The organism is Polymorphospora sp. A560, assembly GCF_045781765.1.
Classification (GTDB): Bacteria; Actinomycetota; Actinomycetes; order Mycobacteriales; family Micromonosporaceae; genus Polymorphospora; species Polymorphospora lycopeni.
The window spans coordinates 6,049,284-6,072,619 of sequence record NZ_CP122282.1 but is presented as its reverse complement, the minus strand read 5'-3'; the positions used below and the strand labels follow the sequence as shown (position 1 = coordinate 6,072,619).

Sequence of the window (23,336 nt, the reverse complement as noted above, 5' to 3'; positions counted from 1 at the left end):
CCGGGATGCGGGCGGTCGCGGAGGCGGCCGTACAGGTGCTGGCGGCGCGGGCCGCCCCGCACCGCGACGAACCGGCCGCCGAGATGGCCGCCATGTGGCGGACCACCGGCGAGCAGGGCTGGCACCTGCTCGCCGTACCGGAAGGCGACGGCGGCATGGGCGGCGACCTCGCCGACCTCGCGGACGTCGTCCGGGCGATCTCCGCCGCCGGGCTCTCGGCACCGCTGCCGGAACTGCACACCGGCGTCTTCGGGACGCTGGCCGCCGGGCGTGACCCCGCCGCGGCGCTCGCCGGCCGGATCGGCGTCGCCCTGCCCCGGGGCGCCGAGGTCGCGGTGCCCTGGGGACGGCACCTCGACGCGGCGGTCGTGGCGGGCACGACCGTTGCGTGCGCCGACCTGCGGCCGGCGGTCAACCTGGCGCACGAGCCGGTGGACACCCTGGCTCGGCCGGCACCCGACGGCGGCCCGGATCCCACCGGGACCCGGTGGCGGCTGCTGCACGCGGCCCGCCTTGTCGGCGCCGCCGAGGGTGCCGCCCGGCGGACGGCGGCCTATGCCGCGACCCGGGAACAGTTCGGCCGCCCGATCGCCCGGTTCCAGGCGGTCGCCGCCCTGGTCGCGGAGGCCCATGCGCAGACGGTGCTGGCTGCGGCGGCCCTGGACGCCGCGCTGGCGGCGGCCGACGACGGCGCGGTGACGGTGCCGGCGGCGCTCGCCACCGCGGCCCGCGCCGCCGGGGTGGTGGCCCGCTGCGCCCACCAGGTGCACGGCGCGATCGGCGTCACCCGGGAGCTGGGGCTGGAACGGCTCACCCGCCGGCTGTGGGCCTGGCGGGACCTGCCGACCGAGCACGAGTTGGAGGACGGGATCGGGCGGGTGGTGCGGGCCGGCGGCGAAGCGCTGGCCTGGTCGGCCGGTCCGGAGATCGACGTGAGGAGCGGTGGATGAGCGACGGACTGGCCGGAAAGGTCGCGGTGGTCACGGGGGCCGGCTCCGGGATCGGGCTGGCGGTGGCCCGATCGCTGGCGGGTGCCGGTTGCCGGGTGGTGATGGCCGACCTCGACCCGTCGGCCTGCGTCGACGTCGGGCCGGCCGGCTCGGGTGTCCCGGTCGCGGTCGACCTCGGCACACCCGACGGGGTGGCGACCGTGGTCGAGGCGGCGACGACCCGGTTCGGCGGTGTCGACGTACTGGTCAACAACGTGGCCCTCGCCCCGTACCGCGACACGTTCACCGCCGTCGACGACGCGGCCTGGCAGCGGAGCTGGGACGTCAACGTCATGTCCTGCGTACGGCTGTGCCGGGCGGTCATCCCGCTGATGGCGGCCCGGGGCGGCGGCAGCGTCGTCAACATCGGGTCCGAGGCGGCCCGCCATCCCAAGCCCTACCTGGTCGACTATGCCGTCACCAAGGCCGCGCTGCTCGGTCTGGCCAAGGCCCTGTCGATCGAGTACGGCGCGCGGGGCGTACGGGTCAACACGGTGGCGCCCGGTCCGACCCGTACGTCCACGATGGACTCGTTCCTGACGGCGCTGGCCGGCAAGCTGGAGATCGACGTCGAGGCGGCCGCCGACCGCTTCGTCAACCAGGTGCGGGGGCTCCCGCTGGGCCGGATGAACGAGCCCGAGGACGTGGCCGAGGTGGTGCTCTTCCTGGCCGGCGACCGGTCCCGCCAGGTGACCGGTTCGGAATACGCCGTGAACGCGGGCGGAACGGCGTCGGTCTAGGCGCTACTCTTCGACGGCGACGGAAGGTGGAACATGGCGCGCGCCTCGCAGAAGACATACGAGTCGATCAAGAATCTGATCCTCGACAACACGTACGGCCCCGGCGCGAAGCTCTCCGAGGAGGATCTTGCGACGGCCGTCGGGGTGAGCCGCACCCCGGTCCGTGAGGCGCTGCGCCGGCTGCACGCCGAGGGGCTCATCGACTGGGAGGCCAACCGTGGCGCGACCGTCGCCGCGTGGAGCGACCAGGATCTCGAGGAGATCTTCGAGTTGCGGGCCCTGCTGGAGGGCTACGGCGCCGAACTGGCCGCCACCCGGATCACCCCGGAGGAGACCGCCCAGTTGCGGGAGTTGAGCGCACAGATGGAGCGCCATGCCGCGAACCGCGACGCCGACCGGATCGCGGTGTGCAACGCGGAGTTCCACGCGATCATCCTGCGGGCCGGCCGCAACCGGCGGCTCAGCGCCCTGCTCGGCGCGGTGGTGCAGACTCCGCTGGTCAACCGGACGTTTCGGCGCTACGACGAGGCCGCGATGGCGCGCAGCATGGCCCATCACCGGGAGCTGATCGACGCGTTCGAGGCCGGTGACCGGGCCTGGGCCGGCTCGGTGATGCGCGCCCACATCCTCGCCGCCCGGGCCACCCTCGGGATCACCTGACCCGTCCCCGCGGACCCGGGGGCGGCACCGCCCGCCCCCGGGCCGGCGCCGGTCAGGAGACCGCGACGCCGATCAGGTTGACCCGCAGGTGCAGCAGGACCGTGTAGTACCAGTTCGTGTCCCGGTCGTGCTGCAACTGCTGGATCTGCTGCCAGTCCATCGGATCGGTCACGTTCCAGGTGTACGAGTACCGCAGCTCGTTCGACGGCGGCGCGGCCGGGAACCGGGCGTGCACGCCGGCGTAGTTGTTGATCGTGCCGTTCCGGATGGCGGCGGCGGCCTGTTCGCCGGCCGGCAGGGTCACCGTGGCGATCCGCATCGCCAGGGTGTTGAATTCGGCGGCGCTGACCCGGAAGTAGCCCGCCCCGTACGCGCCGAACGAGTGCTGGGCGACCTGGACGGTGGGGGCGGCGGTGGCGATGTCGACCCCGGTCTCCTCCCGGAACTCGCGGCGCGCCGCGGCGGCGATGGACTCGTTTCCGTCGATCCTGCCGCCGGGGAGGGCCGCCTTGCCCGCCCCGTTCAGCACCTGCCCGGCCGTCTTGATCTGCCCGACGCCGTGCTCGAAGAAGAAGTAGCCCAGGTCGAACTTCGTTGCGATCAGGAACCGCCCCGAAGGCTCGTAGAGAACCGCGTAGCTCTGCATTTTCGTCTCCCCTTCCCGTGGGATCGTCTGCAGAGCTGACGGCCGGGAACGGGTCGCTGATACCGGCCCGGTGGGTCGGCTCGCCGACAGTGCCGGGCCGCCCCTACTTCAGCAGCCCGTGCTGGAGGGCGAGCAGTACGGCGTTGGTCCGGTCCCGGGCGCCGAGCTTGAGCAGCAGGCTGGAGACGTGGTTCTTCACCGTGCCCTCGGCCAGGAACAGCGCCTCGGCGATCTCCTTGTTGGCGTAGCCGCTGGCGAGCAGCCGCAGCACGTCGAGTTCGCGGTCGGTCAGCTCGCGTACCGGCGCCGGATCGTCGCGGGCGACGACCGCGTTGCCCTGGATCGCACGCAGCAGCCGATCGGTGATCGCCGGCTGCACCAGCGTGCCGCCGCCGGCCAGGGTACGGACCGCGCCGACGAGCTGTTCGAGGGTGACGTCCTTGAGCAGGTAGCCCTTGGCGCCGGCCCGGAGCGCCTGGAGCACCAGTTCGTCGTCGTCGAAGGTGGTCAGCACCAGGACGGGCACCTCGATTCCCCGGTCGCGCAGCGCCCGCAGGGTCCAGATCCCGTCGTACCCGGGCATCCGCAGGTCGAGCAGGACGACGTCCGGCGGGTCCCGCTCGATCGCGGCCAGCGCGGTGCTGCCGTCGTCGGCCTCGGCGACGACCTCGATGCCGTCGGCGAGGCCGAGCAGGGTACGGATGCCCTGCCGGACCAGGTTCTGATCGTCGACGAGACACACCCGGATCATGGCGCCGGCACCTCCGCGACGACCTTGAAGCCACGGTCGGCCGAGAACCGGGCCCGGCCGCCGAGTTCGGTGACCCGTTCGACGATGCCGCGCAGGCCGTTGCCGACCACGATCCGCTCGGCGCCGCGACCGTCGTCCCAGGCGGTGAAGGTGATCCCGCCGTCGTGTCCGGCGGTGATCTCGATCCACATCTGGCTGGCCTCGGAGTGCCGGATCGTGTTCGTGACCACCTCCTGCACGCACCGGATCAGCGCCGTCGTGCGCCCCTCGTCGACCTGTACGGCGTCGTCGATGCGCAGGTGCACGGCCGGTTCGGGCAGTTCCGCGACGATGTGTTCGAGCGTGTGCCGCAGGTCGGGTGCCCGGTGCCGCAGCTCGCCGACCGTGGTCCGTACGTCGGCGAGCAGTTCGCGGGCGACCCGGGCGGCGCGGGTGACGTGCTCGCTGGCCGGCGGGGTGCTCTGGTGGGAGGCGATCTCCAGTTCGAGGGTCAGCACGGTCAGCTGGTGGCCGATCAGGTCGTGCAGTTCGCGGGCGATCCGCAGCCGCTCGTCGGCCCGGCTGGACTCGGCCAGCAACGCGCCGGCCGCCCGCAGTTCGGTGTGGGCCGCCGCCAGCCTGCGGCGGGTCTGGATCTCCCGCAGGTGGGCCTTGGTGCCGAGCGTGGTGCCGAGCTGGAGCAGCAGGTAGATCAGCGCCGTCCCCAGGACCGCCGCGAGGTGCGCGGCGGCCAACACCGCCGCCGCCGTCACGACGGCCGCGTTGACCACGATGACGCCGGCCGTGACCGGCCACGGGACCAGGTAGACGCTGAGGGCCGCGGTGAACACCAGCACGATCGGGATGAACCCGGCCCGGGGCGCCAGCAGGACCACGGTCGCGCCGAGCACGACCTGTGCCGCGAAGACCGCGTGGAGGATCCGCCGCGGCAAAAGGTCGACCAGCCAGGCGCAGGTCGTCCACGCGACGACGTACGCGCCGAAGCACAGCCACCACACCCAGCCCGGCCCGAGCGTGACGTCTCCGCCCTGCAGTTGGGCGACCAGCACCGACAGGCTGACGGCGGCGCACAGCAGGGTGCCGAGGATCCCCGCCCACAGATCTGGCTCGAACCGTTTCATCATCGTCCAGCGTATGCGCTGGTGAACGGCACAGACCCTGCCAAAGGTCATGGGTGTCGGTCATGACCTCCGGCACGCGCGGCCGGCCCGCCCCGACACCTAGCGTCGATGTACCGCCACCAACCGGAGAGGGCCAGCGTGCTAGCCATCGAGGTTCGTAATCTGCACAAAAGGTACGGGCAGGTCGTCGCCGTCGACGACGTCAGCCTCTCCGTCGACGAGGGCGAGATCGTCGGCGTACTCGGCCGCAACGGCGCCGGCAAGACGACGACCGTCGAAGCGATCGCCGGCCTGCGCCGACCCGACCGGGGCACCGTACGGGTCCTCGGGCTCGACCCGCACCGCGACCGGGCCCGGGTCCGCCAGGTGCTCGGCGTACAGCTCCAGTCCAGCGCCCTGCACAGCGCCCTGACCGTACGCGAACTCGTCGGCCTCTACCGCAGCTTCTACGCCACCGGCGCCGACCCCGACAAGCTGATCGAGGCCGTCGGGCTCACCGGCAGCCGCGGGACCCGGTTCGAGAAACTCTCCGGAGGCCAGCAGCAGCGGCTGTCGATCGCGCTCGCGCTGGTCGGCAACCCCCGGGTGGCGCTGCTCGACGAACTCACCACCGGCCTGGACCCCGAAGCCCGCCGGCACATCTGGTCCATGGTCGAGGACCTGCGCGCCGGCGGTGTCACCGTCCTGCTCGTCAGCCACCTCATGGAGGAGGTCGAACGGCTCTGCGACCGGGTCGCGCTCATCGACCAAGGCCGGGTAGTCGCGGTCGACACCCCGGTCGGGCTGATCGCCGCTGCCGGCCTGGCCCAGCGGGTACGGTTCCGGGCCGCCCGGGGATTCGACCCCACCGTCCTCGACCGGCTGCCGGACGTCACCGGGGTCGAGGTCGCCGGGGAACAGGTGACCGTCACCGGCGACGGCGAGCTGCTGCACAACGTCAGCACCGCCCTTGTCCACGCCGGCGTCGTCGCCACCGAGACCCGCCTCGAACGCGCCACCCTCGACGACGCCTTCCTGGCCCTCACCGGCCGCCCGTTCGCCCAGGAGAAGTCATGACCTCGCAGACCGACATCGCCGTGCACCGGCCCGGTCCCCGGGCCTGGCTGAACCTGATCCGCGCCGAGACCAAGATGGTCGTACGCGACACCGCCGGCCTGCTCATCCCGATCGGCCTGCCGCTGCTGATCCTGGTCATGAACGGCCTCGGCGCCAGCACCCAGGAACTGCCCGGCCTCGACGGCCTCACCGCCTTCGACGTGTACGTCATCCCGATCGTCATCGCCATCGTCGTGGCGACCATCGGGGTGGTGAACATGCCGAGCTTCCTCGCCTACTACCGGCGTACCGGGGTGCTGCGCCGCCTCGCCGTCACCCCCGCCCACCCGGCGATGGTGCTCGCCGCCCAGGTCGTGACGAGCATCGTCCAGACCACCGTCGGCATCGTCATCGCCCTGACCGTCGCCATGCTGGCCTTCGACGCCAACCCGCCACGCAACCCCGGGATGGCACTCGCGGTGGTCGTGCTCGCCGCGCTGGCCATGTACGCCGTCGGCATCCTCATCGCCGCCGTCGCCCCGACCGGCAACGCCGCCGTCGCGATCGGCCTGGTGCTCTTCTTCGGCATGGGCGCCACCGGCGGCATGTTCGGGCCGGTCGTCAACCTGCCCGACGCCGTCGCCCGCGTCGGCGAGGTGCTGCCGTTCGGCGCCGTCACCGCGGCGGTCGGCGACGCCTGGGCCGGCCAGACCCCGGAGTCGCTGCACCTGATCAGCCTCGTCGCCGCCATCGTGCTCAGCAGCCTGGGCGCCGCCCGCTTCTTCCGCTGGGAGTAGGACTAACCCAGCAGGTCCCGGACGGCGGTCGGGTCGGCCCGCAGCACCTCGTACCCGTCGAGCCGCCGCCCGTCCGGGGCGACCAGCACACCCCGTACCGCCGGGTGCTCCAGCCGCCACCCCCGGCGCAGCAGATGGTTTTCCAGCAGCCACAGCTGCGACGGGTGCGGCCCGTCGTCCCCGGTCATTTCTTCCACCGGTACGTCGAACACCAGCGCGGTCAGTTCCGGCGCCCGGTCGTGGATCACCTGGATCGCCTCCACGTCGTCGACCGGCTCCCGGCCGAGCACGGCGGCCACGTCGGCCCGTACCCCCTTGGCGTACTTCGCCGCCCGTCGCCGCCACCAGCCGGCCGGTGCCTCCCGGAAGGTCGTCCACCGCACGATCTTCAGCGCGTCGATCGCCCGCAGTTCGCGGACCAGCCGGCGCTGTTCACGTACGGTCAGCGGCGTCACCGGCACCGGCCGGGCCGCCTCGGCCACCGGCAGCGGCCCGGCGCCGAGTGCCGTCATCGCCTCGGCCAGCCGGGGGTGGACGGTCGCCAGCACCGCCGCCGCGTCCTCGTCCCAGAGCGACTCGGCCGTCCCGCGCCGCACCACCCGTCGCCAGCCGTCGTCCAGGTCGCTGATCCCGGCCTCGAAGAGCCGCAACGCGTACGGCGGGATTCCGGATTCGACCAGGAAGTCGACGTATTCGTCCTGGACCAGGCTGGCCAGCGCGAACGCCCGCGCCGCCGGCTCGCGGCCACCGGCGGCGGTGATCGCCGCCCCGTCGGCGCCATGCTGGACCTCGGCGGCGAGCGGATCGAGCTTGCGGCGGACCGTGCCGGCCCGGCGGCGGGCCCGGCCGTCCTCGTACTCCTCGTCGAGGATCGCCTGCTGGCGGCGGCCGAGCGTCTTGATGACCTGCCGGGCGTCGGGCCGGTGCAGCAGCGTGAGTTCGTGGCCGACCAGGGCCCGCACCTCGGCCACGTTCAGGCAGGCGAGCAGCGGCAGCCCGATGCTGAGCTGGCGGTTGCGCCGCGCGTCGAACCCGGCGGCGATCTCCGGTTCCAGGGTCAGCCGGACCGGGGTGACCGGCAGGTCGAGCCACCGGGCGACGTCGGTGACGAGGTGGTGCAGCGCCGGCTGGGACGCCTCCGTGACCGCAACCCCTGAGCCCATCCGAGCATTCTGTCCGGCCCCCGAGCGGCCGGACAAGATCTTTCCCGGCGGCATCCGGTTTGCCGGTCGCCCGCCCGGGTAGCCGGCGGATCAGGGGACCAGCCGCACCGACCGGAGGGCGTCGATGAGACTGCGTGAGATGCGCCACCAGACCAGCCGCGTCCTGGTCGTCGTCTGCGACAAGGGGGAGGAGCCGGTCGGTGCGATCGGTCGCGCCCTGGCCGACCAGGGCATCCGGGCCGCCCAGGTGACCGGGGTCGGCGGGTTCGCCAGCGCCGAGGTCGGCTATCTCGAACACGACGGCCGGGGCGAATACCTGCGCATCCCGGTGCGGGAACAGGTCGAGGTGCTGTCGCTGCTCGGCGACGTCGCCGAGCAGGACGGCGAGCCGGCCCTGCACGTGCACACCGTGCTCGGCCGCCGCGACGGCAGCACGGTCGGCGGCCACCTGCTCAAGGCCGAGGTCTGGCCCACCCTCGAGGTGATCGTCACCGAGGTCGCGCCGGAACTCGCCAAACGGTACGACCCGGCGACCGGCATGGCCCTGATCTCCGCCGGCTAGAGGCAGGTCCAGCAGTAGAGCCGCTCGCCGTTCTCGCGGGCCCGGCGCGCCAGCCCGGTCAGCTCGGTGACGAGCTCGACCAGGTATTCGGGGTCGACGGGACCGAAGTCGGCGAGTTCCTCGGTCCGCCCCCACGCGACGGCGATCTCGGAATGCCGGTCGTCGTCGAGTTCGGCGAGGGTGTCACGCGCCGGCTCGTCGAGTTCGAAGAGCCACGGACCGGTCACCCACGGCGCGTCCGGCGGCATCGCCCTCGCCTCCTCGGCGTTCCGCGGCGCCGCGTCCGGTGCCGGCCACACCAGTTCGTCCCCGACCACGTCGGTCGTCCACGGAACCTCCCGCATCAGCGCGACCAACTTGCCGAGGACGACGTCGGGATCGATCCCCTTGGTGGCCACGCCGTCGAATGCCGGCCGCCCGTCGCCATCCGGTGTCAGTGGCCCGCCCAGCGCGTCCATCGCCCGGATCGCGGTGGCCGCGTCCGGCGCGCGGAAGTAGTCGTGCAGAACACCCATGGCAGGCTCCAATTCGTCCAGCGCCCGCCAATCGGGCACCGCGATTAGAGCAGCCACCTCTGACAGTTCGACGCCCGCCGAGCGGTGTGTTCAACGGATGCCCTTGAGGTGGCGGCCCAGGTGGCGGGCGATCTCCCGGTTGGCGTCGCGTTCGGCCAGGGCCTGACGCTTGTCGTACTCCTTCTTGCCGCGCGCGAGGCCCAACTCGACCTTCGCCCAGCCGTTGTCGAAGTACATCGACAGCGGCACCAGCGTGGTCCCGCCGTCGCGCAGCTTCTCCAGGATCCGGTCGATCTCCACCCGGTTCAGGAGCAGCTTCCGGGTACGGCGGGGGGCGTGGTTGGTCCACGAGCCGAAGCCGTACTCGGCGATGTGCAGCCCGTACAGCAGGATCTCGCGGTCGCGTTCCTGCGCGAACGCGTCGACCAGCGACACCCGGCCGGCCCGCAGCGACTTGACCTCGGTGCCGGCGAGCACGATCCCGGCCTCGTACGTCTTCAGGATCGTGTAGTCGTGCCGCGCCTTCTTGTTCGAGGCGATGACCTTCCGCCCGGTCTCCCTGGCCACGACTACCTCCCCTCGTCCGCCACCGGTAGCGAAGATACCGCGCCGCCTGTGCGGCGTGTGGTGACGACCTGAGCGCCAGCGGGGTTACGCGGGCGCCATAACCCCACCCACGCTCAGTTCGTCGGGGAAGTACTCGCTGAGCGACCGGCGCCAGGGGGGGTACTGAAGTTGATCTGGGCGGGAGGGACCTTATCCGGCCCGGATAACGTCCCTCCCGCCCAGATCGACAACGTCCGCCCGGATCTGGCACGGTCGCGCTGACCGTGCCCGGGCAGTCAGTCGTCGATGTGGATGCTTGTTATCCACGACGGGGGTGCGGGTGCGTCGGCGCCGATCAGGCCGGCGATGATCCGGGTCGACTCCAGCGGCTCGCCGGGCCACGGCGTGTGGCCGTCGGTCAGCACGATGACGAAGTGCGGGCGTACCTTGAGCGCGGCCTCGACCCCGATCCGCATGTCGGTGCCGCCACCACCCGCGAGCCGCACCTCCCCGGCGGTGTGCACCTGCTGCACCACGTGTACCGCCGCGTCGCAGGACAGGACCGTGACCCGGTTGCCGCCGATGCCGACCGCCCGCAGCACCCCGGACACCTCGGTGAGTGCCGCCGCGAGCTGCGGGTCGCCCATCGACCCGGAGGTGTCGACGACGATCGCGACGCGGGGGACGGGCTGGCGCAGACTCGGCAGCACCACGCCGCGTAGCGCCGCCGACCGGCGGGACGGCCGGTGGTAGGTGTAGTCGACCGCGCCGCTGGCCCAGGCGGAGGCTTCGCGTACGGCGCCGGTCAGCGCCCGCCGCCAGTCGACCCGTGGTTCGAGGATTTCGGCCGCCCACCGGCCCCAGCCGTCGGGTACGGTTCCCCGGCCGCGGGTGTGGGCGCGGATCGCGTGGGCGGTGTCCCGGCGGATGGCGCCGGCCTCGACGTCGCTGACCCCGCGCCCGCCGCCGGTTCCGCTTTCCCACGGCCGGTCGACGCCGTGCGCGCCGGATCCGCAGTCGTGGCCTTTGACGCCGGGCGGGAGTGTCTTCAGGTACTGCTCGAACAGTTGGCCGTTCGGCAGCCCGTACGTCTTCGGTTCGATCCGGTCGGCCGGCAGCGGCAGCCGGTCGGCGACCAGATCGTCGTTGATCTCGCAGTCCTGGGCGACGTTGACCCGGTAGTGGTCGTGCCGGTCGCCGGCCGGCAGCCGGTCGGCCCGCCCGTGGTGGTCGCGCAGCAGGTGGGCGACCTCGTGGATCCACACGGCGGCGAGCTGGGGGACCGGCTGCCGGTCGACGAAGTCCGGTGACACGTAGCAGCGCCAGCGGCGGTCGACGCCCATCGTCGGCACCTGGTCGGAGGCGACGACGGTGATGCTGAACAGCGCCGTCGCCAGGTAGGGGCGGTCCTGGGCGGCCCGGAACCGGGCGGCGAGCAGCTTCGTCCGGTCGAGGGCACCGGTCATCCGGTCAGGCGTCCGGAGAGGATCAGCACCTCGGCGAACGCGTCGATGGCCGGCGGCACCGGCCACGACCTGTCGCGCAGCGCGGCGAGGTCCATCGCGGCCCGGGCGGCGACGTCGGGTACGCCGGCCTGCACCGCCTTCTCCAGTACGACCCAGCCGGCCTCCCAGCGCTGCCGGTCCACCTTGGACTGGACGGCGGAGATGACGGCGGTGAGGAACGCGAGCTGCCGGTCGCCGCGCTCGGGGAGCTGGAACGCCTCCGGGTTGGCGAGCACCCGTTCCGGGTCGGGCAGGTCGAGGTTGTCGAGGTAGTTGACGAACTCCAGGCCGGCACCGTCACCGATCGCGCCGACGACGGCGAGCGCCAGCACGTCCGGGCCGGTGCCGGCGCTGTGGTGGAACGTGAGCAGCCGCAGCACCATCTCCCAGGTGCGCGGCGACGGCCACGCGCCGCCGCGGGCCTCGGTGTCGGCCGGCAGGTGGTGGGTGAGGCCGGGGCGGGCGGTGAGGAAACCGGCGATCGCGCCGCGCGCCTTCGCCAGCGCGGTCGCGGCACGTCGCGGGTCGACGGCCGGCACGGTCACCGCCGGCCAGGTGCCGGCGAGTCCACGGGCCACCGTACGGGCGTCGTGCGTCCAGTGCAGGTGGACGAACCGGTTCGCCAGCGGCGGGCTGAGGTGCCAGCCGTCGGCGGCACTGGTCGGCGGGTTCGCGGCGGCGACGATCCGTACGGCGGGCGGCAGTTGCAGGCTACCGACCCGGCGTTCGAGCACCACCCGCAGGAGTGCTGCCTGCACGGCCGGCGGCGCCGACGACAGCTCGTCGAAGAAGACCAGCCCGGACCCGGTACGGGCCAGCCGTACCGCCCAGTCCGGTGGGGCCATCGGCACGCCGTCGGTGGCCGGCGAGTCGCCGACGATCGGCAGCCCGGCGAAGTCGGACGGCTCGTGGACGCTCGCGATGACCGTCTCCATCGGCGTGCCGAGGCCGTCGGCGAGCTGCTGCAACGTCGCGGACTTGCCGATGCCGGGCTCACCCCACAGCAGCACCGGCAGGTTGGCCGACACGGCGAGCGCGAGTGCCGCCACCTTGGGGTCCTGGGCCGGCTCGGTGCGCCAGCTCCGGGTGGCGGCGATCAGGGCGTCGGCGGCGGCGAGAGCCTGGTCGGTCACCGCGTTTCCCACTCGTCGATCAGCTTGCGGATGGCGGTCATCGGATGGGGTTCGTCGTCGTCCACGTGCAGTTCGGACTTGTATTCGGCGATCTCGGCGGCGGTCGTGTCCCCGCCGCCCAGGTGCGGGTCGGCACCGGCTTCGAGTAGCGCGCGCACCTGCTCGACCGTGCCGCCGTCGCTGACGGTGACGTGCAGGGCGGTGCGGCCCCGGCGGTCGGCGGCGTCGACCGGCACCCCGACGTCGATGAGGCGCCGGACCAGGGCGGGATCGTCCATCGCCCGGGTGTGGTGCAGCAGCGTGCCGCCGCGACCGTCGACCATCCGCGGGTCGAGGCCGGCGTCGAGCATTTCGGCCAGCGCCGCCGAGCCGCCGTGCTGGACGCGTTGCAGCACGTGTCGGCGCAGTTCCCGCAGCGGGCGGGGGAGCCGGTCGGCGGAGCCGTGCCACGCCTCCACGGCGGCGAAGCAGCCGGAAACCTGCCCGCCGAGCGTACGCAGCATCCGTTCGCGGCTGACCTCTTCCGGCGGATGCGACACCGGGGTGAGCCGGCCGTCGGCGTGCACGACGGTGTGCCACGCGCCCCGGCACCGTACGGGCACGCTCACCCGCAGGTCGGTGCCCGCCGAGGGCGCGTCCGGGGCGGGGCTGCCCGGGAACAGCGCCTGCCGTACGAGGGGGTGCAGGTCGGCGCGCCCGATCCAACCGGCGCGGACCAGTTCGAGGTCGGCCGGCCGGGTGTGCACCAGCGGCGCCAACTGGGGCAGCCGCCAGGTCTTCGGGTCGTAGCCGATCATCCGTACGCCGGGACGGCCGTGAGCATCGCGGCTCACCACGGCGATCGGCCCCCAGTGGCCCGAGATCTTCGCCTCGTCCACGCCGTGGCGCGCGTGCAGCCGGGCCATCTCGGCGGCGACGCCGAGCGCGACGATCGAGTTGCCCATCGAGGAGAGCCGCACGGAACGGTGGTCCGGCTCGGTCGGGTCGAGGTCGGCGCCGCCGACGGCCCACGCACCGACGATGTCGCCGTCAACCAGCCGCCGGTCGTAGACCTCCCACCGGCTCGCCGGGTCGCCGGGCACGACCTCGGTCGCGTACGCCTCGAACGGGCGTATCGTGCCGTCCGGCTCGAAGCCGGGCAGCCGGTCGGGGGACCCGCCGTAGGCCGCGGCGAGCCCGCCGACGTGCGCCGCGCTCCAGAAGACCGGCGACAGGTCGATCAGGCCCTGGTCGCCGCCGATCCGGGTCTTCCCGACGGTGAGCCGCAGCCGCTGGGAGCCGTCGACGGTCTTCGGCGTGGTCAGCACCAGGCCGACGTCGTCGGCGCCGACCCGGCCGTCCCGCGCCGACAGCAGATAGGTCTCGTGGGTGGCGATGCTCGTGCGTCCGCCGAGCACCCGGGGCAGGTGCCAGCGCAGCAGGTCAGGGGCGAACACGGCGAGGTCGGCCTCGATCAGGTCGGCCTGCCGGTCGCCGTGCTCACGACGTACGTCGGCGAGGTCGAAGGCGACGTCGATCCGTCCCGCCGCGCAGGCGGCCCGCCAGTCACCGGCCTCCCGGGCGGCGGCGCACGCCTCGACCATCGCCGCCGGTACGGCGTACCGCCGGATGCGCCGCCAGACGGTGAGGTGGGGGATGCCGAGCACTGTCACCTGTAGACACTCGCGATCGCCTGGATGTCCGGGTGCGGTTGGGTCGCCGGCCGGTCGGCGACCAACGCGGCCGCCTGCCGGCGCATCCGGCGTGGCACGCCGCCGTTGATGCCGAGGTATTCCAGGGTCGGGTGCCCGTCGAGGGCCGCCACGAGCAGCCGGGCGCCCCGCCCGCCGATCTCGGTGCGCCGGACGTCGAGCCGGCGCAGCCGGGCCGCCGGCAGTGCCCCGGCGAGGATGGCCGCGCCCTCGTCGCCGACCCGGTTGCCGTGCGCGCCCAGGGCCCGCTCGGACGGCGGCCGGGCGAGGTCCAGCGCCTGCCACGCCGCGAGGTGCCGGGCCAGTGCCGCCACCCCGGCCGGGGTCAGGCCGTTGCCGCCGAGGCCCAGCGTCATCGGCACCCCGTCGATGGCGGCGCCCAGCGCGGCGGCGCCGGTGTCGCCGAGGTGGTTGGCGGCCAGGTAGAGCTCGCGGATGCCGGCGTCGTGGACGAGCGTACGCAGCGCCGGCACCACCTCCGGGCCGAAGCCGTTGCCGCCGAGAAACAGCCGTTGCAGCTTCTGCCGCCGGCCGGCGAGCGCCTCGACCAGCGTCGCCAGGCCGCGCCCGCTCATGCCGACGTTGACCAGGTCGAGGGTCCGGATCGTGGCGTTGACGGCGAGTGCCCGGGCCAGCCGGGCCACGCCCTCGTCGCCGATCGGGTTGCGCTTGAGCCACAGCGCGCGCATCGTCTCGTCGCTCTCGATCCGGCCGGCGAGCGCGTCGACCCCGGCCGGATCGATCCGGTTGCAGCCCAGGTAGACCGTCTCCAGGCCGTGCCCCGGCCGCAGCGCGTCGGCGACCGCCCGGGCGCCGTCGCTGCCGAGCCCGTTCGTGCCCAGCAGCAGGTGCCGGACCAGCGGCGAGTCGACCGCGGCGGCGACGATCCGGCCGGTCCGGACCGGCCCGATGCCCTGCTTGCACAGGTCGAGCCGGCCATCGACCTGCATGGTCCCGCGCGGGAACACCTCCGCGTCGCGGACCGCGTCCGGCACCGCGAGCCGGGCCAGCAGCGGGTCGAAGTCGCCCTCGTCGGCGAGCCCGGCCTCCGGATGGGTGATGGCCGGGCAGCGTACCGGGGTCGGATCGGTCACCAGGGCACACTCCGGTAGTCCTTGAGGAACAGGCCGCTCACCGGCGCCCCGGACACGCCGCGCACGACCGGGTCGTAGACCCGGGCGGCACCGTCGACCACGTCCAGCGGCGGTCGGAAACCCTGCTCCCGCTGCGCGGTCTTGCTCGGGTGCGGGCGCTCGTCGGTGACCCAGCCGGTGTCCACACTGTTCATGTGGATGCCGTCGGTGACGTAGTCGGCGGCGACGGTGCGGACCAGCATGTTCAGCGACGCCTTCGCCATGTTGGTGTGCGGATGCCGGACGGTCTTGCCGGCCCGCGAGTAGCTGCCCTCCATCGCGGACACCTGCACCACGTGCCGCTGCGGGTGGGCGCTCGCCGCCATCAGCGGCCGCAGCCGCGAGGTGAGCAGGAACGGCGCGAACGCGTTGACCACATGCACCTGCAACCACTCCTGCGGGGTCACGTCGGCGTCGCGCAGCACCCACGAGTTGACCTCGCGCAGGTCGAGGGGCTGACCGGTCTCGTCGACCCGGCCGGCCGGGAAGAACGTGTCGAGCACCGCCGGGAGCCCCGCCCCGGTCGCGACGGGCGACGCCCCGCCGACCGCGATCCGGGCCGCCGGCCCGTCGAGCGCCGCCGACTCGCCCTCGCGGACCTCCCGGTGGTAGGCCACCGGCCGGTGCAGCGTCTGCGCCGCGTTGTTGACCAGGATGTCCAGCCCGCTGAACCGCCGGCCGGCCAGGGCGACGAGATCGAGCACCGCCGGCAGGTCGAGCAGGTCGACGCCGTGCACGTAGAGCCGGTCCGCCCAGTCGTCGAAGTCGGCGACGGCCGCGTAGCGGCGGGCCGCGTCACGCGGGAACCGGGTCGTGACGATGACGTCGGCACCGTCGCGCAGCAACTTCAGCGCGGTGTGGAAGCCGATCTTCACCCGGCCGCCGGTGACGACCGCCGTGCGGCCGGTCAGGTCGCAGCGGGCGTGCCGGCGCAGCCTGTTCTCCGCCGCACAGGACGGGCACATCAGGTGGTAGTCGACGTCCACCTCCCGGTAGGCCACCTTGCACACGTAGCAGTGCCGGGCCCGGACCAGCGTGCCGCCGCCGGCCCCCGCCCGGCCTTCGGCCGGCCCGGTGCCGGGGATCTCGGTGTGGAACCGGGTGGCGCTCGCCAGCACCGCCCGGTCCGCCTCGCGGGTACGCGCGTCGCGGCGGGACTTCGCCCGCTTCTTCACCCCTCGGGCGGCGGTGACCACCGCCCGCTCCAGCCGCTGGCGGGTCGGGTCGTCGAGGTCGTCGCCGTCGAGGCGCGCGAGCACGGCCAGGCAGGCCGCCAACTCGGCGCGGTCGACGGGCACGGTGCCTCCTCGGAGCGGTATGGGGCGAGACCGGCCGGATTCGAACCGGCGTCCTCCAGATTGCAGTCAAGGCGCGTCGACCTCTGCGCTACGGCCTCGCCGCGCGGCAGCATACCCAACGCCACCGACAGTCCCGACGGCTACCGCTTCGGCTCGCGGCGGGCCTGCGCGAGGACCTCCGCGACGGTCCGGCCCCGCCCGTCGACCGAATCCGGATCAGCGCCCGCCTCGACCAGCGCCGCCACGACGTCGGCGGCTCCGGAAGCGGCAGCCCGGTGCAGCGGTGTGTCACCGTTGCGGTCGTGGTCGGTGACCGCCAGTCCGGCGGCGAGTAGGACCGGCAGCGCCCGCCGGTGGTCGAGGTGGTGCAGCCAGTGCATCAGCGTGCCGCCGTCGCTGTCGCGCAGACCGGGATCCAGGCCCGTCGCGACGATGGCGAGCAACGCGTCGGTGTCGCCGTGGAAGGCGAGCGCGAACAGGTCCTGCCGGATCCGGCGGAGATCCTTCGGCACCGGCTTCGCCCCGGTACGGAACGCGCGGACCGCCGCGGCGCAACCGCCGATCGGACCGCCGAGCACGGCGAGCGTGAACTCCCGGTCGATTTCCCGCTCGGAGTGCTCCAGCGTGGTGATCCGGGCGCCGGTCACCTGCACCGGATGCCACCGCGTCCCGCACCTGATCCGGATCACGGGCCGTTCCACCGGTACCGGAGCCGGTGGCGTCCGCGTCCGCCCCGAAAACAGCGCCTCGTGCACGAGCGGATGCAGGTCGTCAACCCGCAGCGCACCCCGGCGCAGCAGCGCCACGTCGACCGGAGCCGCCACCCCGAAGGCGATCGGTCCGGCGAAGTCCCGTTCCCACGCCGCCATCCGTACGGTCAGACCTCCGTCGTCCGCCACCTCGACCGCGATCGACTGGGACAGTGCCCGCAGCGACGGTCGCGCGTACCGGCCGGCGAGGCGGCGGGACTCGGCCGCCAGCACCGGCAGCGACGCCCCGAACCGCGCGAGCCACGGCTCCAGCGTCCGGTCGCCGTACCACCGCGGCGGCGGCTTCGGGTCGACCGTGCAGCCGGCCGCCTCGTAAGCCGCCGTCACCTGGCCCGTCTCCAGCAGCTCCGCCAGCACCTCGACCTCGTCGGCCCGGTCGGCCGGCCGCCGCGCGCCGGCGACACCCGGCGGGTACGGCCGGCCGTCAGGGTCGTGCCAGGCCAGCCGGGTCGCCGACGCGCCGTACGCCCAACGCCGGGCGGCGACCGCGTCGGCGTGCCAGCACCAGTCGGGCAGGTCGTACAGGTTGTACCAGGGGCGGTCGAGCTTCGCGGCGGACAGGACCCCCAGTTCGATGCGCTGCCGGAACCGTTCGCCGGCCGGCAGGTCGGCGACCAGCACCGCCCGGTCACCGATCGCACCCGCCAGCCGGGACAACACGATCCGGGCCCGGGGCCGCAGCTCCAGCGACGCTGTCCGTGGCGCGAACCGGCGCAGCAGATCGGGCGCGAACCCGAGCAGGTCGGCTTCGATGCGGGCCGCCTGTTCGGCGCCGAACCGGGCGGCCACGTCCCGCGGGTCGACGTGTACGTCGACGAGACCGGCCGCGCAGACGCCCCGCCAGTCACCGGCCCGCCGCCGGTCGGCGACGGCGGCGACCATCGCCGGCGGCGACAGATAGCCGAGGTTCCGCGCATGCTTCTCGCGGTGGCTACGACGGAGCATGAGCTGCCCGATCCGCTCGTCAGGAACGCAGGGTGGCGGGCCGGCCGGAATCGAACCGGCGTCCTCCCGGTGGGCAACCGGGCGCGACGACCTCTGCGCTACGGTCCGCCGCCGCCGAGTGTAGGCCGGCTTCGCGCCGTTCGGAGCACGGCGATCGTCGCGACGGCGAGGGCGAGCGTGACGGCGGCGCTGACGGCCGCGGTGAGCTGGAATCCGCCGACGAATGCCGCCCGGGCGGCGTCGGCGAGGGCCGGTCCGGCCGGTGTGGACAGACGGGCGCCGAGGTCGACGGCGGCCGCGAGGCTGTCGGTGGCGCTGGCAGCGGCATCGGCGGGGACACCGGTCGGTATCCGGTCGCCGACCAGGTCCCGGTAGCGGGCCGCGATGACGCTACCGAGGACGGCGATGCCGAGGGCACCACCGAGCTGGGGTGATGTCGAGGCCATCGCCGAGGCTGATCCGGCGCGTTCCGGGGGCGCGCTGCCGATCACCAGGTCGGTGGCGAGGGCCATCATCGGGCCGAGTCCGGCCGAGACGATGACGGCGCCGGTGACCAGTGTGGCGAGCCCGCCGGTGGAGCCGATCCGGGTGAGGACGACGAAGCCCGCGGTGGCGACGAGAAGCCCGCCGGCGATGACCGTTGCCGGCCGGACCAGCCTGACCAACTGCGGTGCGGCCGTCGATCCGGCTATGACGCCGAGCGCCGAGGGTGCGGTCCACAGGCCGGCCCGCAGAGGCGACAGCCCCTGCACGAGTTGGAGGTATTGGGCGATCGCGTAGTTCGCGCCCCAGAGCACGAAGATGCCGAAGGCGAGGGTCGCCAGCGCCGCGCCGAAGGCGGGGTTACGGAAGAGGGTGAGGTCGACCATCGGGTCGGGCAGCCGCCGCTGCCGGCGTACGAAGGCAGTGCCGAGGGCCAGACCGAGCGCGAGCAGGAGCGGGGAGGTCCATTCGCCGTTGCCTGTCGCGATCTGCTTGAGCGCGTAGACGACGGGCAGTACGGCGCCGACCGTGAGCAGAGCGCTGAGTACGTCGATCCGGCCGCGTTGGTCTCCGTGCCGCTCGGGGAGAAGCCATGGGCCGAGCACCAGCAGGAGTGCCATGACCGGCATGCCGATGAGGAAGACCGAGCCCCACCAGAACCGGTCCAGCAGCCAGCCGCCGACGAGTGGCCCGATCGCGGTGCCGGCGGAGACGCTCGCGATGACCGCGCCGATCGCCACGCGTCGCCGGCTCGCGGTGGTGAAGAGGGTGGCGGTCAGGGCCAGGACCGACGGCATCAGGGTCGATCCGGCGATACCCATGAGCGCGCGTACGGCGATCAGTGTTTCGGCGTTCGGGGCGTACGCGGCCAGGGTCGAGGCCACCGCGAACACTGCCGCGCCGAGCATCAACAGCCGGCGGTGCCCGATCCGGTCACCGAGCGAGCCCATCGCCAACATCGCTCCGGCGAGGGTGAACGCGTAGATGTCGACGATCCACAACTGCTGGCTGCTGCTGGCGCCGAGATCCGCGCCGATCGTCGGCAGCGCGAGGTGGGTCACGGTCAGTTCGAGCGAGGCGAGCAGCGCGGGCAGTGTCAGCACACCGAGGCCGAGCCACCGGCGCCCGCCAGTCTGCCGGGTGCCGGAGTGGACCGGGTTCTTCTGGGGCATGACGGCGACGCTAAAACCTCAACCTTGGTGGAAGTCAACGGAGCGAGCCTGCGGCTGATCCGGCATCCCGGTCACCTCGTAGGGTTCTCCGGGTGACCTCCCAACCAGCCGACGTGATGGCGGCGATGGAACGGTTCCTCGCCCGGATCGCACCGTTCGACCCGCGACCCGGCGCCAAGGTGGTGTCGGTCGAGATGCGGGCCGGCGGTGTGCGGGGCGGCTTCGAGCTGACGGAGCGGTCGGCGCGGGCGCTCTGCGAGGCACTCGCGCGCTACACCGACCCGGACGACCACGGCCGCTGTAGTGGTTGCGGCGGCCACCTCGACCGCAACCTCCAGTGCCCGGGCTGCGGCTACGTCGGCGGTGTCTTCGGCGAGACGATCGCACACCGGGCGGCGGAGATCGCCAGCCGCGGGGAGGGCTAGCTAGCCGCCGCCAGGCGTTCGAGGTCCGCGCGGGTCAGCGTCAGTTCGTTGCCCGGTACGACGGACAGCGTGCCCGAGCCATCCACCCGGTACTGCCCCTGCTGCGGGTTGAGTAGTGACGCCGGCGCGTTCGGGTACGTCGACAGGAACAGCACGTACCGCTCGCCGCCGCTCAGCGGCACCGCGCCCGCAACCTCGTGCCGTACGCCGCGCAGCGTTCCGCCCATCTCCTTGACCTCGATGCTCTGCCCGACCCGCGCCTCGCCCTTGAAGACGGTGACCACCCGGGCGGTGTAGACCGTGACCACCATGGCGCCGGACACCGGCTCGGCATCCGGCTCCACCCCGGCCTGGGGATTGGCCGCCGGATCGGTCCCCGTCGGTGGGTCGGGCTCCAACAGGGTGACCCGGGAGTCGGGGGAGAGGTCGGCCTCCACGACGAGATCCGCCCGGTCGAACAGTGCCGCCGGCGACTCGTAGTAGGGATAGTCCACCTGACTCTCCGCCACGCAGGCGGTGGTGCCGAGCGTCAGCACGAGTACGCCGGCGAGCCGGCTCAGCAACATTCGCACCGGGCACCTCCGCAAGGCTCCGAGCGGCAATGGTCAACCCTACGACGCTTCACCGCACCCGAGCGTTCCCGGGGAGTCGAGCCGGTTCCTCGATGATCGTCATCGTCTGGCGGGATGCGTCCATTTGCCGCCGACAGTCCCTGATATGCGTGGGCGCCTGCCGTAACCGGTGGTGCTGGTCAATGTGACGTAGGTCTTGCCGTCGATACGGATCACGGCTTAGGCTGCGTAAGCGCTTGCGAAAGCGCTTACGTCCCGGTGCAAAGGAGCGTCCAGGGATGACGACCGGATCCGTCCGTACCCGCGAGGTGTCCGCCCGAGGGCCGGCAACGGCTCGCGCAATCGGTACTGACCTGCGAAAAGACCGCACCCCCGAAAAGCGGCCCGGTCGTGGACGGATCGTGCCACCCGATCACATCCCGGTCGGCGCCTTTGCAACTTCCACCGACCCTCTCCGGCCGGCCGACCGTCCCGACGGCCCGATTCCGAGAGGCCCTACCGCTACCTGACAAGCAGCGCTGACACACCCCACCAACCGTCCCCCGATTGGAGTGACACGCGTGCGCGTTTCAGCTCGTAGCAGCGGCAGGGCGCTGGCGACAGCGACACTCACCGCTGCCGCACTCGTCCTGTCCACCCTGGTCGCCCCGGCCGCGGCGCAGGCCGCCGAGGCGATCTACGACCCGATCCCCGAGCAGCCCGTCCAGTCCCGTCTCGGGCTGGTACTCGAGGAGTTCGCGGCGTTCCCCCGCTCGTTCCCGACGCCGGCGCCGACCGACGGCCGGCTCATGCGGCACGCCCGGATCAACGCGCTCATCGAGCTGCCCGATGGCACCGGCCGGATGGCCGTACCCGACCTCAACGGCAACCTCTACCTGGTCAAGGACGGCGAGGAGCACGTCTACCTCGACGTCGCCGCGACGTTCGCACCGCAGTTCTTCTCCGGCCGCGGCCTCGGCCAGGGCTTCGGATACGTCGCCTTCCACCCCGAGTTCGCGAAGAACGGCCTCTTCTACACCGTCCACACCGAACTCGCGTCGACCACCACGAAGGTGCCCGACCTGGTGGCCCAGCCCGGTACGACGTACCACGGCATCGTCACCGAGTGGCGGGCCACCAACCCGGCCGCCGACACGTTCGAGGGCGCGCGGCGCGAGGTCATCCGGATCGGGTTCGCCGGCCAGACCCACGGCATCCAGCAGATCGACTTCAACCCGACCGCGAAGCGCAACGACCGTGACTACGGCCTGCTCTACCTCGCCGTCGGGGACGGCGGCATCGGGGTCCGCAACGACGACCCGCAGGACATGACGATGCCGCACGGCAAGTTCCTGCGTATCGACCCGCTCGGCCGCGACTCGGCCAGCGGCAAGTACGGTGTGCCGCGCGGCAACCCGTTCCACGGCGACGAGGGCGCGCTCGGCGAGATCTACGCGATCGGCATGCGTGACCCGCACCGGTTCAGCTGGGACCCGGGTGCCAACAACCGGATGTTCCTCGGCCACATCGGCGAGCACGCCATCGAGGCGATCTACGAGGTACGTGCCGGCGACAACTACGGCTGGAGCGAGCGCGAGGGCGCCTTCGTCTTCGACAAGACGGCCACCAACCCGTGCGACAAGATCCTGCCACTGCCCGCCGACGACGCGCAGTACGGCTACACGTACCCGGTCGCAGCGTACGACCACGACCCGCCGCCCGGCTGGAACTGCACCTCCGACGTCGGCCGCGCGGTCGCCGGCGGGTTCGTCTACCGGGGCAAAAACGTGCCGGCGCTGAAGGGCAAGTACGTCTTCGGCGACCTGGTCGACGGTCGGGTCTTCTACACCGAGGTCAACCAGATGCGGCGCGGCAAGGACCTCGCCCCGCTGCACCAGCTCAAGCTGGTCGACGGCGCCACCGGCAACTGGGTACGGATCCAGGACCTGTCCGGCCCCGGCTCGCAGGGGGACCCGAACCGTGCCGACCTGCGGTTCGCCGCCGACGCCTCGGGTGAGCTGTACCTGTTCTCGAAGGCGAACGGCAAGATCTGGAAGGTCACCGGTACGAAGGAGTTCGCCGGTGAGAAGACCGGCACCAACCGGGTCGGCAACACCACCGGGGCGCAGAACTGGGCGCCGATCACGCCGTCGAAGTGGCAGTTCACCCGTAACGAGGTGATCCTGGCCGAGGCCGGCGTGTCGCGGCCCGGCCCGCGCCGCCCGTTCGAGTACGCCGTCCTGACCGCCGGACCGACGTTCGGCGCGGTCCAGATCGACGCCAAGGTACGCCTGGACACGCCGGTCGAGGTCACCAACCGCGACGTCATCATCGTCTTTGGCTGGAAGTCCGACACCGAGTACTACTACGCGCACCTGTCGACCGACAACATGATCTACCCGCACAACGGCATCTACAAGGTCAACAACGCCGACCGTGAGCGGATCGACCACCAGTGGAACGGCTGGCGCGGCGCGCCGCCGGCGATCATCGACGCCGAGTGGCACCAGGTCCGGGTCAAGCACCTGCCGGCGACCGGTGAGATCGCCGTCTACGTCGACGGTGCCAAGGACCCGCTGATGACCGCGGTCGACAAGACGTTCGACTCCGGTCGGGTCGGCTTCGGCTCGTTCGACAACATCGGCCGGGTCAAGGACGTGAAGGTGGTCGGCACCAGGACTTCCTGACGGTCCGGCGGCACCGGC

General features: G+C 72.8%; 22 protein-coding genes and 2 tRNA genes. 8 read left to right on the top strand and 16 right to left on the bottom strand.

Annotation, left to right across the window (positions count from 1 at the left end; genetic code table 11):
- The first annotated feature begins 5 nt into the window (after window positions 1-5).
- From QCD66_RS27520 to QCD66_RS27510, 3 genes are read left to right on the top strand one after another with little or no spacing between them, the layout of a single operon-like run.
- Complete coding sequence (locus QCD66_RS27520; protein ID WP_364222949.1) at window positions 6-950, top strand: acyl-CoA dehydrogenase family protein; 945 nt, start codon at window positions 6-8, stop codon at window positions 948-950.
- A complete protein-coding gene (locus tag QCD66_RS27515; protein ID WP_375735350.1) occupies window positions 947-1,729 on the top strand; it encodes an SDR family NAD(P)-dependent oxidoreductase in 783 nt (260 codons plus the stop codon). Before QCD66_RS27520 ends, QCD66_RS27515 begins: the two co-directional genes overlap by 4 nt.
- A 33-nt stretch (window positions 1,730-1,762) precedes the next feature.
- The gene (locus QCD66_RS27510; RefSeq protein WP_364222936.1) at window positions 1,763-2,389 is read left to right on the top strand and encodes a GntR family transcriptional regulator; all 627 of its coding nucleotides are present in this window, start codon (window positions 1,763-1,765) and stop codon (window positions 2,387-2,389) included.
- Window positions 2,390-2,441: 52 nt separating this feature from the next.
- Here QCD66_RS27510 and QCD66_RS27505 read toward each other — a convergent pair whose 3' ends face one another.
- The 3 genes from QCD66_RS27505 to QCD66_RS27495 all read right to left on the bottom strand — a co-directional run bounded on the left by QCD66_RS27505 (window position 2,442) and on the right by QCD66_RS27495 (window position 4,907).
- Window positions 2,442-3,035: an NUDIX domain-containing protein gene (locus QCD66_RS27505; RefSeq protein WP_364222933.1), complete on the bottom strand. Its 594-nt coding sequence runs from the start codon at window positions 3,033-3,035 to the stop codon at window positions 2,442-2,444.
- A 103-nt stretch (window positions 3,036-3,138) separates the two neighbouring features.
- Complete coding sequence (locus QCD66_RS27500) at window positions 3,139-3,786, bottom strand: response regulator transcription factor (protein WP_364222930.1); 648 nt, start codon at window positions 3,784-3,786, stop codon at window positions 3,139-3,141.
- Window positions 3,783-4,907 carry a histidine kinase gene (locus QCD66_RS27495; RefSeq protein WP_364222927.1) on the bottom strand — a complete coding sequence of 375 codons (1,125 nt, stop codon included), beginning with the start codon at window positions 4,905-4,907 and terminating at the stop codon, window positions 3,783-3,785. Before QCD66_RS27495 ends, QCD66_RS27500 begins: the two co-directional genes overlap by 4 nt.
- Before the next feature lie 138 nt (window positions 4,908-5,045).
- Between QCD66_RS27495 and QCD66_RS27490 the strand changes: the two genes are divergently transcribed.
- On the top strand, window positions 5,046-5,963 hold the full coding sequence (locus QCD66_RS27490) for an ABC transporter ATP-binding protein (protein WP_375735351.1): 918 nt from the start codon (window positions 5,046-5,048) through the stop codon (window positions 5,961-5,963).
- The gene (locus QCD66_RS27485; protein ID WP_364222921.1) at window positions 5,960-6,739 is read left to right on the top strand and encodes an ABC transporter permease; all 780 of its coding nucleotides are present in this window, start codon (window positions 5,960-5,962) and stop codon (window positions 6,737-6,739) included. Before QCD66_RS27490 ends, QCD66_RS27485 begins: the two co-directional genes overlap by 4 nt.
- A gap of 2 nt (window positions 6,740-6,741) precedes the next feature.
- On the opposite strand, the gene QCD66_RS27480 is transcribed toward QCD66_RS27485, so the two are convergent.
- Window positions 6,742-7,902 (bottom strand): hypothetical protein, encoded by a 1,161-nt coding sequence (locus QCD66_RS27480; protein WP_375735352.1) that lies wholly within the window; start codon window positions 7,900-7,902, stop codon window positions 6,742-6,744.
- Between the two features lie 124 nt (window positions 7,903-8,026).
- Between QCD66_RS27480 and QCD66_RS27475 the strand changes: the two genes are divergently transcribed.
- Entirely contained in the window at window positions 8,027-8,464 is a 438-nt protein-coding gene (locus tag QCD66_RS27475; protein ID WP_357536354.1) for a PCC domain-containing protein, read from the top strand.
- On the opposite strand, the gene QCD66_RS27470 is transcribed toward QCD66_RS27475, so the two are convergent.
- The 11 genes from QCD66_RS27470 to QCD66_RS27420 form a co-directional block, all read right to left on the bottom strand.
- Complete coding sequence (locus tag QCD66_RS27470) at window positions 8,461-8,979, bottom strand: hypothetical protein (protein WP_375735353.1); 519 nt, start codon at window positions 8,977-8,979, stop codon at window positions 8,461-8,463. The genes QCD66_RS27475 and QCD66_RS27470 overlap by 4 nt on opposite strands.
- Window positions 8,980-9,069: 90 nt before the next feature.
- Window positions 9,070-9,546, bottom strand: coding sequence for an SsrA-binding protein SmpB (smpB, locus tag QCD66_RS27465; RefSeq protein WP_364222910.1), 477 nt, complete (start codon window positions 9,544-9,546; stop codon window positions 9,070-9,072).
- A 275-nt stretch (window positions 9,547-9,821) separates the two neighbouring features.
- A complete protein-coding gene (locus QCD66_RS27460; protein ID WP_375735354.1) occupies window positions 9,822-10,991 on the bottom strand; it encodes a DUF2201 family putative metallopeptidase in 1,170 nt (389 codons plus the stop codon).
- A complete protein-coding gene (locus QCD66_RS27455; protein ID WP_375735355.1) occupies window positions 10,988-12,163 on the bottom strand; it encodes an AAA family ATPase in 1,176 nt (391 codons plus the stop codon). The genes QCD66_RS27460 and QCD66_RS27455 overlap by 4 nt, the downstream gene beginning before the upstream one ends.
- A complete protein-coding gene (locus tag QCD66_RS27450) occupies window positions 12,160-13,815 on the bottom strand; it encodes an ankyrin repeat domain-containing protein (RefSeq protein ID WP_375735356.1) in 1,656 nt (551 codons plus the stop codon). Before QCD66_RS27450 ends, QCD66_RS27455 begins: the two co-directional genes overlap by 4 nt.
- Window positions 13,812-14,948 (bottom strand): gala protein, encoded by a 1,137-nt coding sequence (locus QCD66_RS27445; protein ID WP_375735357.1) that lies wholly within the window; start codon window positions 14,946-14,948, stop codon window positions 13,812-13,814. Before QCD66_RS27445 ends, QCD66_RS27450 begins: the two co-directional genes overlap by 4 nt.
- Complete coding sequence (locus QCD66_RS27440; RefSeq protein ID WP_375735358.1) at window positions 14,945-16,285, bottom strand: SDR family NAD(P)-dependent oxidoreductase; 1,341 nt, start codon at window positions 16,283-16,285, stop codon at window positions 14,945-14,947. The genes QCD66_RS27445 and QCD66_RS27440 overlap by 4 nt, the downstream gene beginning before the upstream one ends.
- Window positions 16,286-16,310: 25 nt before the next feature.
- Window positions 16,311-16,383, bottom strand: a tRNA-Cys gene (locus QCD66_RS27435).
- A gap of 42 nt (window positions 16,384-16,425) precedes the next feature.
- Window positions 16,426-18,000: an ankyrin repeat domain-containing protein gene (locus QCD66_RS27430; protein ID WP_375735359.1), complete on the bottom strand. Its 1,575-nt coding sequence runs from the start codon at window positions 17,998-18,000 to the stop codon at window positions 16,426-16,428.
- Between the two features lie 34 nt (window positions 18,001-18,034).
- A tRNA-Gly gene (locus tag QCD66_RS27425) sits at window positions 18,035-18,109 on the bottom strand.
- A complete protein-coding gene (locus QCD66_RS27420; RefSeq protein ID WP_375735360.1) occupies window positions 18,099-19,655 on the bottom strand; it encodes an MFS transporter in 1,557 nt (518 codons plus the stop codon). Before QCD66_RS27420 ends, QCD66_RS27425 begins: the two co-directional genes overlap by 11 nt.
- Window positions 19,656-19,747: 92 nt before the next feature.
- Here QCD66_RS27420 and QCD66_RS27415 point away from each other — a divergent pair, with 92 nt between their 5' ends.
- Window positions 19,748-20,080, top strand: coding sequence for a hypothetical protein (locus QCD66_RS27415; protein ID WP_375735361.1), 333 nt, complete (start codon window positions 19,748-19,750; stop codon window positions 20,078-20,080).
- Here the strand turns inward: QCD66_RS27415 and QCD66_RS27410 are convergent.
- Window positions 20,077-20,652, bottom strand: coding sequence for a hypothetical protein (locus tag QCD66_RS27410; protein ID WP_375735362.1), 576 nt, complete (start codon window positions 20,650-20,652; stop codon window positions 20,077-20,079). The two genes, QCD66_RS27415 and QCD66_RS27410, sit on opposite strands and share 4 nt — an antisense overlap.
- 560 nt (window positions 20,653-21,212) lie before the next feature.
- On the opposite strand from QCD66_RS27410, the gene QCD66_RS27405 reads away from it, so the two are divergent.
- A complete protein-coding gene (locus QCD66_RS27405; RefSeq protein ID WP_375735363.1) occupies window positions 21,213-23,318 on the top strand; it encodes a PQQ-dependent sugar dehydrogenase in 2,106 nt (701 codons plus the stop codon).
- The last annotated feature ends 18 nt before the right edge of the window (window positions 23,319-23,336 follow it).